This is a genomic window from Streptomyces justiciae (genome assembly GCF_015163075.1).
GTDB lineage: Bacteria > Actinomycetota > Actinomycetes > Streptomycetales > Streptomycetaceae > Streptomyces > Streptomyces justiciae.
Window position 1 is genome coordinate 37929 of the sequence record NZ_JADDXU010000029.1, and the last position, 14469, is coordinate 52397.

The 14469-nt window shown below is 72.1% G+C and carries 10 protein-coding genes and 1 pseudogene; 7 read left to right on the top strand and 4 right to left on the bottom strand.

What is annotated here, in order from left to right; genetic code table 11:
• The first annotated feature begins 131 nt into the window (after positions 1-131).
• Positions 132-1979, top strand: coding sequence for an ABC transporter ATP-binding protein (locus IQ210_RS48405; RefSeq protein WP_322658364.1), 1848 nt, complete (start codon positions 132-134; stop codon positions 1977-1979).
• Here the strand turns inward: IQ210_RS48405 and IQ210_RS44140 are convergent.
• A pseudogene (locus IQ210_RS44140) lies at positions 1902-2528 on the bottom strand (LuxR C-terminal-related transcriptional regulator); the annotation flags it as partial. The gene IQ210_RS48405 and the pseudogene IQ210_RS44140 overlap by 78 nt on opposite strands.
• 205 nt (positions 2529-2733) lie before the next feature.
• Here IQ210_RS44140 and IQ210_RS44145 point away from each other — a divergent pair.
• Positions 2734-4878 (top strand): PP2C family protein-serine/threonine phosphatase, encoded by a 2145-nt coding sequence (locus IQ210_RS44145; RefSeq protein ID WP_194084886.1) that lies wholly within the window; start codon positions 2734-2736, stop codon positions 4876-4878.
• A 69-nt stretch (positions 4879-4947) separates the two neighbouring features.
• Here the strand turns inward: IQ210_RS44145 and IQ210_RS44150 are convergent, their stop codons facing one another.
• A complete protein-coding gene (locus IQ210_RS44150) occupies positions 4948-6315 on the bottom strand; it encodes a S1 family peptidase (RefSeq protein WP_194084887.1) in 1368 nt (455 codons plus the stop codon).
• Between the two features lie 199 nt (positions 6316-6514).
• Between IQ210_RS44150 and IQ210_RS44155 the strand changes: the two genes are divergently transcribed.
• From IQ210_RS44155 to IQ210_RS44175, 5 genes are all read left to right on the top strand, one after another.
• Entirely contained in the window at positions 6515-6928 is a 414-nt protein-coding gene (locus tag IQ210_RS44155; protein ID WP_194084888.1) for a PaaI family thioesterase, read from the top strand.
• A gap of 459 nt (positions 6929-7387) precedes the next feature.
• Positions 7388-7603, top strand: a complete 216-nt coding sequence (locus IQ210_RS44160; protein WP_059194609.1) for a hypothetical protein — start codon at positions 7388-7390, stop codon at positions 7601-7603.
• A gap of 117 nt (positions 7604-7720) precedes the next feature.
• The gene (locus tag IQ210_RS44165; RefSeq protein WP_194084889.1) at positions 7721-8527 is read left to right on the top strand and encodes an HlyD family efflux transporter periplasmic adaptor subunit; all 807 of its coding nucleotides are present in this window, start codon (positions 7721-7723) and stop codon (positions 8525-8527) included.
• Positions 8524-10746 carry an NHLP family bacteriocin export ABC transporter peptidase/permease/ATPase subunit gene (locus IQ210_RS44170; protein ID WP_194084890.1) on the top strand — a complete coding sequence of 741 codons (2223 nt, stop codon included), beginning with the start codon at positions 8524-8526 and terminating at the stop codon, positions 10744-10746. The genes IQ210_RS44165 and IQ210_RS44170 overlap by 4 nt, the downstream gene beginning before the upstream one ends.
• Before the next feature lies 1 nt (position 10747).
• Positions 10748-13564: an NHLP bacteriocin export ABC transporter permease/ATPase subunit gene (locus IQ210_RS44175; protein ID WP_194084891.1), complete on the top strand. Its 2817-nt coding sequence runs from the start codon at positions 10748-10750 to the stop codon at positions 13562-13564.
• Between the two features lie 3 nt (positions 13565-13567).
• On the opposite strand, the gene IQ210_RS44180 is transcribed toward IQ210_RS44175, so the two are convergent.
• Positions 13568-14080, bottom strand: a complete 513-nt coding sequence (locus tag IQ210_RS44180) for an SRPBCC family protein (protein WP_194084892.1) — start codon at positions 14078-14080, stop codon at positions 13568-13570.
• 5 nt (positions 14081-14085) lie between these two features.
• Positions 14086-14418, bottom strand: a complete 333-nt coding sequence (locus tag IQ210_RS44185; protein ID WP_194084893.1) for an ArsR/SmtB family transcription factor — start codon at positions 14416-14418, stop codon at positions 14086-14088.
• Between the last annotated feature and the right edge of the window lie 51 nt (positions 14419-14469).

Sequence of the window (14469 nt, forward strand, 5' to 3'; positions counted from 1 at the left end):
GACGGCCAACCGTCACGAGCGCCCGGTGACGCCACCTCAACTCCCGGACCAGCCGAAGCCGTTCGCCGACGGAACACCGGCATGAGCCCCCGTCCGGCGCAGTGGACGTCGTTCACGGACGGAGGCCCGGCATGATCGCCCGGCGGGGGCTGCGCTTCCTCCGGGACCGGTGGCAGGTCGTCCTACGGCTTGCCGTCTGGTCGCTGCTGGAGACCGGGCAGACCTTCCTCACCGGCTACGCCCCCGCCCGCGCCCTCGACGACGGCTTCCTCGCGGGGCGGCCCGGCGTCGGGCTGGCCTGGCTCGGGGTGGCCGGGGTCGGGGTGCTCGTCGGGGCGTTCGGCACGGCCCGGGTCTACGCGGCGGTGGCCGAGCTGGTGGAACCGCTCAGGGACGGGCTGGTGACCCGGGTCGTTTCCCGTGGCGTGCGGGAGGGGGACCCCACGGCGCTTTCCGGGCTCACCCAGCAGACCGAGATCGCCCGGGACACCTTCGCCGGGCTGGTGATGGTGTCGCGCTCGTTCGTGTTCACCGCGGCCGGCGCGCTGATCGGCCTGTTCTCGCTCGCCCCGCCGCTCCTCCTCGTCGTCGGCCTCCCCCTGCTCGCCGGCGTGGCCCTGTTCCTGGCGACGCTCCGTCCGCTGGCCCGCCGCCAGGAGGCGTTCCTCGTGGCCGACGAGGCGCTCGCCGAGCGGTACGGCGCGGTCTGCCCGGGGCTGCGGGACATCACGGCGGCCGGAGCGGAGGAACGGGTGGCCGCCGACACCGGGCGCCACATCGAGACCGAGCGACGGGCCGCGGCCTCCCTGGCCCGCTGGGGCGTGCTGCGGGTGGCCGCGCTGACGATCGGCGGCGAGCTCCCGATCGTGCTCCTGCTGGTGGCCGCTCCCTGGCTGCTCGGACAGGGCGTCACCCCGGGCGCCCTGGTCGGCGCGCTGTCCTACGTCACCCAGTCCCTGCTGCCCGCCCTGCGCAACCTGGTCCACGGCCTGGGCACCAGCGGCTCACGGCTGGTGGTGGTCCTGCGCCGGCTGCTCCGCGAGGACGGCTCGGCATCCGGCACCCCGACCGGGCAGCTGCGGCGCCCCGCCGACGATCCGCCCGGCATCCCCGCTCTCACCCTCAAGTCCGTCACCTTCGCCTACGGCCCCGCCGCGGCCCCCGTCGTCGACGGCCTCGACCTGGAACTCCGGCCCGGCGCCCATCTGGCCGTCGTCGGCCCGAGCGGCATCGGCAAGTCCACGCTCACCACGCTGGTCGCCGGGGTGCTGGAGCCCGGGCAGGGCGCGATCAGGATCTGCGGTTATCCGGTGCCGGGCTCCGAGGCCGCGGCCCGCCGGGTGCTGGTCCCGCAGGAGGCGTACGTCCACACCGGCACCCTCGCCGAGAACCTGGGGCTGCTGCGGCCCGGCCCCGTGCCCGAGGCGGAACTCCTCGCCGCCGCCGAGGCGGTGGGGCTGCTGCCGCTGCTCGACGCGCTCGGCGGCCCCGCCGCCCCGGTCGACCCGGCCGCGCTCTCCGCGGGGGAACGCCAGCTGATCGCCCTGACCCGGGCCTATCTGTCGTACGCCCCGCTCGTCCTGCTCGACGAGGCGACCTGCCATCTGGACCCGCGCGCCGAGGAACACGCGGAGCGGGCCTTCGCCGCGCGGCCCGGCGGCACGCTGGTGGTCGTCGCGCACCGCATCAGCTCGGCCCGCCGGGCCGACCGGGTCCTGGTCATGGACGGCCGGACGACGGCGTACGGCACCCACGACGAGCTGCTGGACCGCTCGGCGCTCTACCGCGACCTCGTCGGCAGCTGGTCGCCGGTGCCGTCACAGCCAGCCCTCGCCCTGGGAGATCCGGATCGCGTCGATGCGGTTGCGGGCCCCGGTCTTGCGGGTGATGGCCGCCATGTAGTTGCGCACGGTCCCGTGGGACAGGTGCAGGCTCCCGGCGATCTCCGCGACGGAGGCCCCCTCGGCGGCCAGGGATAACACGCTCAGCTCCCGCCGGGTCAGCGGCATCTCGGCGGCCTTGAGGAAGCCGAAGCCCAGCGAGTCGTCGACGAAACGTTTTCCTTCCGCGACCCGGCGGATCCCGCGGACCAGGTGCTCGGGCGAACCCTCCTTGTCGACATAGCCGAGCGCCCCCGCCTCCACGGCCCGTTTCAGCAGGCCGGGGCGGTTCGCACTGGCGAGGACGAGCAGGCGGGGCGACGACATCCCCGGCGGCCGGGCACCGAGTTCGCCGAGCGGCGGGAGCCCGTAGCTGTCCGCGCACTCCAGGTCGGCCGCGCAGACGTCCGGCAGCAGGGATCGCAGCCGGCCCGGCGCGCTGCGCCACGGGGCGTCGTAGATCCCCAGGTCCGGTTCCCGGCGCAGCCACTCCGCCAGGACCGACCTGACCAGACACTCGTCGTGCACCAGAAGAACCCGGATCACTGCCCGTCCCCTCGCGTTGCCGTTCGCCGGTTTCCATGGGTGAGAAGCGTCTGCCCCATTGTTCGCGTCCCGCACCTTCCGCGGGCGCGAAGAACCGGCCATCAGGGGGCGCGGGGGCGCACTGACGGCTCTCGTACGCCGCCCCGCGCTTCGAATGCAGGGGCATGGGCGGGGGCGCACGGGGTAGAGGGCGCGGCTGCCGCCGGGGTCCGGTCCGCTCGCCGTGCGCGTCCCGCCGCCAGGGGGCAGATTTGATCCCGGGGCCCGTCGCACGCCGGGCTCCGGGCCCTTCGGGGCGCGCGAGGAGGTGGTCGGCGTGTCCGACGGGCCGAGGACCGCGCAGGCGCCGGCGACCGCCCGGACGCGGGTCGGCCGGCCGCTGCTGTCCCTGGCGCTGGCCTCGATGATGGACGAGGTGCACGCCCACTCCGGCGCGGTGTATCTGCTGGCGTCCGGCGAGCCGGTCCTGGAGATGGCGGTGATGGCCGGGCTGCCGCGGGCCTTCGCGGCGCCGTGGGAGCGGGTCGGGCTGAGCGCGCCGATCCCGGTCGCCGAGGCGGTCCGGGAGCGGCGGCTGGTGTGGGTGGGCGGCGAGGAGGAGATGGCCCGCCGGTATCCGCGGATCGCGGTGGTGCTGCCGTACCCCTTCGCGCTCGCCGCGCTGCCGGTGGCGACGGACACCAAGGTGCATGGCGCGATCTTCGTGACCTGGCCCGGCTCGCATCCGCCGGAGCTGTCCGACCGGGAGCGGGACCATCTGACCGCGGCCTGCGGGCGGCTCGCGGTACGCCTGGAGCGGGCCGCCGACGAGAGCCGCCCGGTGTTCCCGGAACCGGATCTGCTGGCCGGGACGGCGGTGGGCGGGGCGGCGGGCACGCTCGGGACGGTGGAGGCGGCCCGGATGGTGTCCCGGCTGCCGTACGGGCTGTGCTCGCTGGATCTGCACGGCCGGATCGCGTTCGCCAACGCGGCGGCGGCCGAGCTGATCGGCGTCCCCGTCAGCAGCCTGCTCGGCACCCAGCTGTGGGCGTCGGTGCCGTGGCTCAACGACCCGGTGTACGAGGACCGTTACCGGGCCGCGCTGCTCAGTCAGCAGACGACGTCGTTCGTGGCGCTGCGGCCGCCCGGCGACTGGCTGTCGTTCCGGCTCTATCCGAGCACGACCGGACTGAGCGTGCGCATCAGCCGGGCGCGGGCGGTGGCGGAGATGAGCCGGAACGCACCGAAGGAGGACGGCGCCCCGTCCCGGCTGGTGACCATCTCGCAGGTGCTGAGCCTGGCCGGGGCGCTCACCGAGGCGGCGGGCGTGGAGGACGTGGTGCAGCTGGTCGCGGACGAGATCGTGCCGGCGGTGGGCGGTCAGGCGCTGGTCATGCTCGGGTCCCGGGCGGGGCGGCTGCATGTGCTGGGCCATCGCGGCTATCCCGACCCGCATGTCGTGGAACGGTTCGACGGGCTGCCGCTGACCGAGCCGACGCCGGGGACGCACGCCCTGAGCAGCGGGGTGCCGGCGTTCTTCGACTCACGGCAGGAGCTGGAGCACCTGTATCCGACCCGGAACGCGACCCCGGACGGGTTCGCCGCCTGGGCGTATCTGCCGCTGATCGCCTCGGGCCGGCCGGTGGGCACGTGTGTGCTGGCCTACGCCGAGCCGCACCCGTTCCCTGCCGACGAACGGGCGGTCTTGACGAGCCTCGGCGGGCTGATCGCGCAGGCCCTGGAACGGGCGATGCTGTACGACGCCAAGCACCGGCTCGCCCACGGCCTCCAGGAGGCCCTGCTCCCCCACTCGCTCCCCGCGCTGCCCGGCATCCACGCGGCCGCCCGCTATCTGCCGGCCACGCAGGGCATGGACATCGGCGGCGACTTCTACGACCTGGTGCCCTCGCACGGAGTGGCCTCGGCCGTCATCGGGGACGTACAGGGGCACAACGTCACGGCGGCCGGGCTGATGGGGCAGATCCGGACCGCAGTACGGGCGTACACGACCGTCGGACAGGCCCCTCAGGACGTCATGAGCAGCACCAACCGGCTCCTGATCGACCTGGGTTCGGACCTCTTCGCCAGCTGTCTGTACCTACGCCTCGACCCGGCCCACGGGCGGGCCGTGATGGCGCGAGCGGGGCATCCCCCGCCGCTGCTGCGCCGACCGGACGGCAAGGTGCGCGTCCTCGACCTGGCCGGCGGCCCGCTGCTCGGCATCGACGGGTCGGCGACGTATCCGACGACGGAGGTCGAGCTGGCCCCGGGCAGCGTGCTGGCCCTCTACACCGACGGCCTCATCGAGTCGCCCGGCGTCGACATCGAGGACGCTCTCGCCGATCTGGGCCGGCGGCTGGCGGAGGCCGGGGATCTGCCGCTGGACGCGTTGGCGGACGAGCTGGTGGGGCAGGGTGGCGCCGCGCAGGAGCGGATCGACGACGTGGCGTTGCTGCTGCTGCGGGCGCGGTGACGCGAACGCGGTCCGGCCCTCCCGCCGGAGGGTCGGACCGCGTGTCCGTGGAGCGCTGGTGACGCGGGGTCAGTGGGTCTCGGTCAGGCCGGAGTCGCCGTTGTCCGCGCCCGCACCGGTGTCCTCGCCACCGACGTCCTGGCCACCTGCCTCCTGGCCGGCCTCTTCGCCGCCGACTTCCTGACCGGCGCCCGCTTCCTCGCCCCCGCCGACCTCTTGACCGGCCCCGGCTTCCTCGCCCGCGCCCGCCTCGTCGCCGGCGCCCGCACCGGCCTCGTCACCGGCGCCGGCCTCGCCGCCGCCCGCCGCGTCGCCCGCGCCGAGGGTCGCGCCGACCGCCTCCAGGGCGGTGGTGACCGGCTGGAAGAAGGTCTCGCCGCCGACCGTGCAGTCGCCGCTGCCGCCGGAGGTCAGGCCGATGGCCAGCCCGTCCTGGGTGAACAGCGAGCCGCCGCTGTCGCCGGGCTCGGCGCAGACGTCGGTCTGGATGAGGCCGGTGACCGTGCCCTCCGGGTAGTTGACGGTCGCGTCGAGTCCGAGGACCTGGCCGTCGTTGAGCCCGGTGGTGCTGCCCATTCTGAAGACCTGGAGGCCCACCTCGGCGTCGGCGGCCTGGGAGATCTGCACGGTCTGGCCGTCGCCGACGTTGACCTCGCTCGGCGCCACGGTGGCCGGGTCGTCGTACTTCACCAGCGCGAAGTCACCGTCGCCGGGGAACGTGGCCTGGTCGACGGTGGCGATCGGCTGGCCGTCCTGTGCGTCCGCCCACTCGGCCGCCGCGACGCCGCAGTGACCGGCCGTCAGGAAGGCCGGGCTGCCGTCGCCCGCGGTGACGTTGAAGCCGGCCGAGCAGCGGGCGCCGCCGCCGAAGATGGCGTCGCCGCCGGAGAGGAAGGTCTTGAAGGTGCCGGCCGACTTCTTGATGGTCGCCATGCCCGAGCCGAGGGTGTCGACCGTCGACTCCAGCTGGTCCCACTTGGCGCCGGTGACCGTGCTGTCGGCGGTGACCAGGATCTTGTTCGTCCTGGGGTCGACGGCCCACGCGGTGCCCGGGATGGTCGCGTCGGCCTTCAGCGTCGCGGCACCCGCGGCGAGTTCGGTGAGGCTGTTGTCGACCTCGCGTATCTTGGCGCCGGCCTTCTTGGCCTGGACGATCACGTTGTTGTTGTCGCCCGAGATGACGTTGACGACGAGCTGCTGCTGGTCCGTGTCGTAGTACGAACCGGCGAAGGCGTCGCCGAGCAGTTCCTGGAGCTGTGAGGCGAGATCCGATGCGTCCGACGCCTTGAGCGTCTTCGGGGCGGCCGCGGCTCCGTTCGACGACGAGCCGTCCTGGGAGGCGTTCGCGTTGGGCAGGAGAATCGCCGCCGCTCCGAGCGCCACCACGCCGCCTGCCGCGATCGCGGCCTTGCGCTTGGGGATTCGCTTGTGACTCAAACTTCTCGACCTCCTGAAGGACGGGGTCAGTGCCACCGTTCGTCGGCGGCTGTTCGGGGCGCCTGGATGGCAGTGGGTACGCAGGAGGCACCTGGGGCGTTCAATTCCGTTTGTTGGCAGTCCCTTTGCAGTGTCGAATCGGCCACGGGATCGGCGATGGTCCGCGTCCGGCGGCCCGGGAGCGGGAACAATCCCCCATATGACGATGACCACCGCCGAAGCCGACAAGATCCTCTCCGCCAACTTCGCCCCTTGGGTGCTCGATCTGGGCCTGTCGGTCGAGTCCCTGGGCGAGGACCGGGCGACCCTGCGACTTCCCTGGTCGGACCGGCTGTCCCGGGAGGGCGGCGCGCTGTCGGGGCAGGCGCTGATGGCCGCCGCGGACACCGCCACCGTGATCGCCGTGTCGGCGGCGCGGGGCGGCTACGGACCGATGACGACCGTGCAGCAGTCGACGTCGTTCCAGCGCGCGGTGTCCGGTTCGGATGTCCTGATCCAGGCGGTGATCACCAAGCTGGGCCGGCGGATGGCGTTCGCCGACATCACGATGACCGACGCCGACTCGGGTGAGATCGCGGCGCACGCGAGCACGGTCTACGCACTTCTCGGCTGACAACCGATCCGACACGGTCCGCGATCGATCAGCGACGGTCCGTCTCGAAGTTCCCGCGGAATCCTGGCTTCAGCGAATCTGCACATCCAATACCCAACCAAGTCACCGTGCGCGGCGGATCTGCACAAGCGTGCTCCGCCGCGTACGTCATTGGGGCGGGAGTGTCGGATTCGCCTCTCGGGCCGCAAGTCCTCGTGTGAACCGAAGACGTGCCGCTTGTGAAGAAGTCGCCGCAGAGACGTGCGCACGCCTGCACGGTTCGGGGCCTGTGGGGCTCAAGTGCCCTGGTGAGGCCCCTGGTTGATTGGAAGCCCGTGCCCGGCGCGTGCTTTTATCCATCGCACCGCGGCAGCCGCGAAGGCTTTTCCGGAAACGGGTGCCTGGCGCCTGCGGCACGCGGCCGCCCCTGCCAGGGGTCCGCTCCCCCTTGTGAATATCCATATGAAGGGAAGTTCCACCATGAACTCCACCCCCCAGGTTGAGACCGTCGAGATCTCCGACGCCGAGCTCGACAACGTCTCCGGCGGCCTGCAGCTGAACGCCCTGGGCACCGTCACCGGCCTGGTGGACGGCATCGCCCCGGTCTCCGGCCTGGTCGACACGGTCGTCGGCACGGTCGAGGGCACCACCGGCCTCTCCGTGGCCCCGGTCACGAACCTGGTCGCCGGTCTCTGATCGCACCTCGTGCCCTGAGTCCCGGAGCCGTTTCCCGGCTCCGGGACTCTCGGATGTCCTGACTCAACCGGCTGCCGTCAGCCGGTCCTTCCTCGTTTTCAGGTGAGGGAAAGTTCCGTGCAGTTCCGCCAACAGGCCCTCGCCAAGCTCCAGTCACCGGAGGACCTCGACCTTCCGGTGCGGTTCGCCCGCCCGCAGGGCTGGCTCGCGCTGTCCGTGACGGTGGTCGTGATGGCCGCCGCGTCGGTGTGGGCGGTGACCGGTTCGGTCGCCTCCACCGTGGGCGCTCCCGCCATCCTCACCCACGGGCAGGGCAGTTACATCCTGCAGAGCCCGGTCGCGGGCCAGGTCACCGCCGTCCTCGCGAAGCAGGGCGAGCGGCTGCCCGCCAACTCCCCGGTGCTGAAGGTGCGTACCGCCGAGGGCGACACCGTCGTCCGCTCGGTCGCCGCGGGCCGCGTCACCGCGCTCGCCGCCACCATCGGCCAGATCATCCAGACCGGCGCCAACGTGGCGGCCGTGGAGAAGGTCGCGCACACCTCCGATCCGCTGTACGCCACCGTGTACGTCCCCGCCGAGAACGCCGCCTCGATCCCCGCGAACGCCGCCGTGGACCTGACGGTGTCGTCGGTGCCGACGCAGGAGTACGGCGTGCTGCGCGGCCATGTGAAGTCGGTGGACCGTTCGGCGCAGTCGGCGCAGCAGATCTCCGCGTTCCTCGGCGACAGCCAGCTCGGCGAGCAGTTCACGAAGGACGGCAGGCCGGTGGCCGTGACGGTGAAGCTGGACAAGTCGTCCGGCACGAAGAGCGGCTACAAGTGGTCGTCCGCGGACGGGCCGCCGTTCTCCCTCACCTCCATGACCGTGGCCCAGGGTTCGATCCGCCTCGCCGACCAGCGTCCCGTCGATTGGCTGCTGCCGTGAGCACCGCACAGGAGACCCGCAGCCGCCGCCGCTCCGCCCCGCCCAAGCGCCCGGTTCCGAAGGGCAAGGGCAAGACGGTCCGCACGCCCACTGTCCTCCAGATGGAGGCCGTGGAGTGCGGCGCCGCCTCCCTCGCGATGGTGCTGGGCCACTTCGGCAAGCACGTCCCGCTGGAGGAGCTGCGCATCGCGTGCGGTGTCTCGCGGGACGGTTCGCGCGCCAGCAACCTCCTGAAGGCGGCCCGCAGTTACGGCCTCACGGCCAAGGGCATGCAGATGGACACGGCCGCCCTCGCCGAGGTGAAGGCACCGGCGGTGCTGTTCTGGGAGTTCAACCACTACGTCGTCTACGACGGCATGGGCCGCCGCTTCGGCCGCCGCGGGGTCTACATCAACGACCCCGGCAAGGGCCGCCGGTTCGTGCCGATGGAGGACTTCGACTCCAGCTTCACCGGAGTCGTCCTGATCATGGAGCCGGGTGACGGCTTCACCAAGGGCGGCCGCAAGCCCGGCGTGCTGGGCGCGATGCCGGCCCGGCTGCGGGGTACGGCGGGCACGATGCCGGCCGCGGTGCTGGCGAGCCTGCTGCTGGTGCTGGTCGGCGCGGCGGTGCCCGCGCTGAGCCGCACGTACATCGACATGTTCCTCATCGGGGGCCAGACCTCCCTGCTCGGCGTGCTGTTCGCGTCGATGGGGACGTGTGTGGCGCTCACCCTGGTCCTGACCTGGCTGCAACAGGCGAACCTGCTGCGCGGCCGCATCATCTCCTCCACCCTCTCCAGTGCCCGCTTCCTGCGCCATCTGCTGCGGCTGCCGGTGACGTTCTTCTCCCAGCGCAGCCCGGCCGACCTGGTGCAGCGCCTCCAGTCCAACGACGCGGTGGCCGAGACGCTGGCCCGCGACCTCGCGGCGGCGGGCGTGGACGCGGTGGTCGTCGTCCTCTACGCCGTCCTGCTCTACACGTACGACCCGCAGTTGACCTTCGTGGGCATCGGCGTGGCCCTGCTCAACATCGTGGCGATGCGGGTGGTCATCCGGCTGCGCGCCACCCGGACCGCGAAACTGCGGGCCGACAGCGCCCGGTTGACCAACACCGCCTACACCGGCCTCCAGCTGATCGAGACGATGAAGGCGACCGGCGGTGAGGACGGCTACTTCCGCAAGTGGGCCGGGCAGCACGCCACCACGCTGGAGGAGCAGCAGCGGCTCGGCGTGCCCTCCGCCTGGCTGGGTGTGGTCGCGCCGACGCTGGCCTCGCTGAACAGTGCGGTGATCCTGTGGATCGGCGGCATGCGCGCCGTCGAGGGCGGCATCTCGGTCGGCCTTCTCGTCGCCTTCCAGTCGCTGGTCACCCGCTTCACCGCCCCGATCACCCGCCTCAACGGCGTCGCGGGCCGCATCCAGGACTTCGCGGCCGACGTGGCCCGTCTGAAGGACGTGGAGAACTTCCAGGCCGACCCGCTCTACGGCCGCCCCGGCGGCGCCGAGTCGACGCGTCGGCTGCACGGGCACGTGGAGCTCCAGAACATCTCCTTCGGCTACAACCCGCTGGACAAGCCCCTGTTGACCGGCTTCGACCTGACGGTCGGCCCGGGCCAGCAGGTGGCGCTGGTCGGCGGTTCGGGCAGCGGCAAGTCGACGGTGTCCCGGCTGATATCCGGCCTGTACGCGCCCTGGGAGGGTGTCATCCGCATCGACGGGCAGCGCCTGGAGGACATCCCGCGCGGCGCCCTCGCCTCCTCCGTCTCCTTCGTCGACCAGGACGTCTTCCTCTTCGAGGGCTCGGTCCGGGACAACGTGGCGCTGTGGGACCCGTCGATCCCGGACGACGCGGTGGTGGACGCGCTGCGGGACGCCGCCCTGTACGACGTGGTGATGCGCCGCCCGGGCGGCATCAACAGCCGGGTCGAGCAGGACGGCCGGAACTTCTCCGGCGGCCAGCGCCAACGCCTGGAGATCGCGAGGGCGTTGGTCCGCAGGCCGAGCATCCTCGTCCTCGACGAGGTGACGAGCGCGCTGGACGCCGAGACCGAACAGATGGTGATGGACAACCTCCGCAAGCGCGGCTGCGCCTGTGTGGTGATCGCGCACCGGCTGAGCACCGTGCGCGACAGCGACGAGATCGTCGTGCTCCAGCACGGCACGATCGTGGAACGCGGACGGCACGAGGAGCTGGTGGCGCGCGGTGGCGCGTACGCGGCTCTGGTCAGGGAGCGCTGAGATGACGACCGCACCCGAGGGGGACCTCGTCCTCCAGGCCCTCGGCTCGATGGGCACGCCGTACGACCTCGCCGGGCACACCCGCCTGGACCTCGAGGGGCCGCAGGTGCTGTGGCTGGTGGCGTCCGGCGCCGTGGACCTGTTCGCGGTGGACGCCGAACAGCAGGGCCACTGGCACCACTTGGGCCGCCTGGAGGCGGGCTCGCTGCTGCTCGGCCCGACGCCGGGACCCCAACACACGCTCGTGGCCCGCCCGTTGCGGGACTGCGTCGTGCACCGCATCGGGCTGCGCGAGCTGTACCAGCCCGCGAACACCCAGACCTGGTCCTACGACGAGTACGGCAACCCGCAGTACGTCCCGCCGACGACGAGCCCGCTGGAGTACGCCCTCGCCCTCGGCGTCGGCCGCAGCCTGTCCATCCTCTTCCAGGCGCCGATGGCGAACGAGCGCGCCGCGGAGATCACCGACGACGACGTCTTCTGGATGCAGGTCCCGCCGGGCAGTGTGCAGTACGGCTCGCTGTACGGCGCGGAGGCCGCCGCCGACCTGCTGATGGACCCGGCGGTGTGGCAGTCCATGGTCGACCAGCAGTACCGGCTGCTGACCACGCTGGACCGCTGGATCGAGCAGCTGGAGCGCACCCACGAGACACGCACCGCCGAGGGCATCAAGGCCGGTGAGGCGGTCCGCGCGCAGGCCGACCGGACGCTGCTGGCGTCGATCGGCAAGTCGTCGGGCAAGCGCGCCACGGCCGCCGACGCGGACGCCTCGTACGCGGCCTGCAAACTGGTGGCGCAGGCGGCCGGGATCACCCTGGCCGACCCGGCGCAGTCCGGCACCGGCAGCGACCGGCTCGACCCGGTGGAGCAGATCGCGCTCGCCTCCCGGGTGCGCACCCGGGCCGTACGGCTGGACGGCACCTGGTGGCGGGACAACGTCGGCCCCCTGGTGGGGCATCGGGCGCTGTCCGGGGCGCCGGTCGCGCTGCTGTGGCGGCGCGGCGGCTATGTGGCGGTGCATCCGGCGACGGGCCGGGAGACGCCGGTCGAGAAGGCCAACGCGGAGGAGTTCGAGCCGCGCGCGGTGATGTTCTACCGTCCGCTGCCCGACCGGGCGCTCAGTCCGCTGCGGCTGCTGCGGTTCAGCATGCAGAACATGGGCGGCGACCTGACGAACCTCCTGCTCAGTGGCCTCGTCACGGTGGCGATCGGCGCGATCGTGCCCATCGCCACCGGCAAGGTGCTCGGCGAGTTCGTGCCGAAGGCCCAGACGCATCTGATCGTCCAGGTCTGTCTGGCGGTGATGGTCAGCAGTCTCGTCGCCGCGACCTTCATGCTGTTGCAGAACCTGACGATCCTGCGCCTGGAGGGCCGGATCGAGGCGACCCTCCAACCGGCCGTGTGGGACCGGCTGTTGAGGCTGCCCACCAAGTTCTTCACCGAGCGCTCGACGGGTGAGCTGGCGAGCGCGGCGATGGGCATCAGCGCGATCCGCCGTCTGCTGGCCGGAGTCGGTCCGGTGGTCGCCCAGTCGGTGACCGTCGGCGCGATGAACCTGGGGCTGCTGTTCTGGTACAGCGTGCCGATGGCGTGCGCGGCGATCGGCATGCTGGTCGTGATCGCCGGGGTGTTCCTGGGGCTCGGGCTGTGGCAGGTGCGGTGGCAGCGGCGCCTGGTGGTGCTCGGCAACAAGCTGAACAACCAGGCGTTCCAGACCCTGCGCGGACTGCCCAAGCTGCGGGTCGCGGCCGCCGAGAACTACGCCTACGCGGCATGGGCCTCGGAGTTCGCGCGCAGCAGGGAGCTCCAGCAGAAGGTGGGGCGGATCAAGAACCTCACCACGGTGATGGGTGCGGTGTATCTGCCGGTCTGCACGCTGCTGATGTTCATGCTGCTGGCCGGTCCGGCGCGCGGCTCGATGTCGGCGGCGGCGTTCCTGAGCTTCAACACCTCGGTGACGATGGTGCTGACGTCCGTGACCCAGCTGACCGGTGCGTTCGTGTCGGCGGTGGGCGCGCTGCCGCTGTTCGAGGAGATCAAGCCGGTCCTGGAGGCCACCCCGGAGGTCCGCACGGCGAGCACCCGGCCGGGCCCGCTGACCGGCGGGATCGAGGCGCGCCGGCTGTCCTTCCGCTACTCGGACGACGGCCCGCTGATCCTCGACGACGTGTCCTTCGAGGTGAGGCCCGGCGAGTTCGTGGCGATCGTCGGCCCGAGCGGCTGCGGCAAGTCGACGCTGCTCAGGCTGCTGATCGGCTTCGACCCGCCGGTCTCCGGCAGTGTGCTGTACGACGGGCAGGACCTGGCGGCGCTCGACCAGTCGGCGGTGCGCCGGCAGTGCGGGGTGGTGCTCCAGCACGCCCAGCCGTTCACCGGCTCGATCATGGACGTCATCTGCGGCACCGAGCCGTACACGCCGGAGGAGGTCATGGCGGCGGCGCAGATGGCGGGGCTCGCGGAGGACATCCAGCGGATGCCGATGGGCCTGCACACGATCGTCTCCGGCAGTGGTGCCGTCTCGGGCGGCCAGCGTCAACGGCTCATGATCGCCCAGGCGTTGATCCGCCGGCCGCGCATCCTGTTCTTCGACGAGGCGACCAGTGCCCTCGACAACGAGACGCAGCGCACGGTCATCGAGTCCACCAAGGCCCTCAACGCCACCCGCATCGTCATCGCGCACCGCCTGTCCACGGTGCTGGACGCCGACCGCGTGATCGTCATGGAGGACGGCAAGGTCGCCCAGCAGGGTCCGCCCGCGCAGCTGCTCGCGGACACGAACGGGCGGCTGCACGAGCTGGTGCGGCGGCAGATGGCGTAGGGGTCAGTCGAGGCCCGGGACGGGGGCGCCGGAAGGGACACCGGCGTCCACATAGGCGTCGTAGAACACCTTCCACGGCGCCTCGCTCGGGGTGGACGCCCCGTCGGCGTACCTCTCCAAGGCGGCCAGGCAGACCTCCCAGCCGGCGCCGTTACGGGCGGCGGTGTTCGCCTCGCTGAGCACGTTGGTGAGCGTGAAGCGGGTGCTCTTCTCGCCCAACTCCTCCAGGTCGAAGCGCAGTTCGTCGTCGCCCCACGCGAAGGAGAGGTGCCGGGGCGGCTCGACGGCGAGGACGCGGCCGGTGGATTCCGGCATGTTGGGGTCGCCGCTGAACCTGACCTCGCCGCCGGGGCGCAGGTCGATCTCGGCGCGGGACGGGAACCAGTGGGCGAGTTCGTCGGCGTCGGTCACGAACTGCCAGACGCGGTCGATCGGATGGGCGTAGGTGCGGCTGAAGCGGACGGCCGGGCGGCCGTCGTCCAGCGTCAGATAGGTGCCGGTGAGGTCTTCGGACATCGGGATCAGTCCTTCGAAAGGGGCGGTTCCTCGGAGTCGTCCAGGCGTCGGCCCAGCGCGTCGAGGCTGTCGTTCCACAGCCGCCGGTACGGGGCGAGCCATGCGTCGAGGGCGGCGATCGGGGCCGGGTCGAGGGCGTAGACGCGGCGTTGCGCGTCCTGCCGGACCCGGACCAGACCGGCGTCCCTGAGCACTCTCAGATGCTTCGAGGTGCTCGGCTGGCTCAGGCCGCACGCTTCCACGATCTCCCCGACGGGCCGTGGCCGCTCCAGGAGCAGCGCGACGATGGCCCGCCGGTGGGGATCGGCGAGGGCGGCCCAGAGCGCGGCGTCGGACATGAGTCCAATATGCCTCGGCGGTTATATGCCGGTCAAGGCATGCACCCCGGG

Excerpts from the sequence above, each read along its gene's own strand:
- IQ210_RS48405 (WP_322658364.1), top strand. The coding sequence starts at position 132 with ATGATCGCCCGGCGGGGGCTGCGCTTCCTCCGGGACCGGTGGCAGGTC.
- IQ210_RS44155 (WP_194084888.1), top strand. The coding sequence starts at position 6,515 with ATGACGATGACCACCGCCGAAGCCGACAAGATCCTCTCCGCCAACTTC.
- IQ210_RS44160 (WP_059194609.1), top strand. The coding sequence starts at position 7,388 with ATGAACTCCACCCCCCAGGTTGAGACCGTCGAGATCTCCGACGCCGAG.
- IQ210_RS44175 (WP_194084891.1), top strand. The coding sequence starts at position 10,748 with ATGACGACCGCACCCGAGGGGGACCTCGTCCTCCAGGCCCTCGGCTCG.
- IQ210_RS44180 (WP_194084892.1), bottom strand. The coding sequence starts at position 14,080 with ATGTCCGAAGACCTCACCGGCACCTATCTGACGCTGGACGACGGCCGC.
- IQ210_RS44185 (WP_194084893.1), bottom strand. The coding sequence starts at position 14,418 with ATGTCCGACGCCGCGCTCTGGGCCGCCCTCGCCGATCCCCACCGGCGG.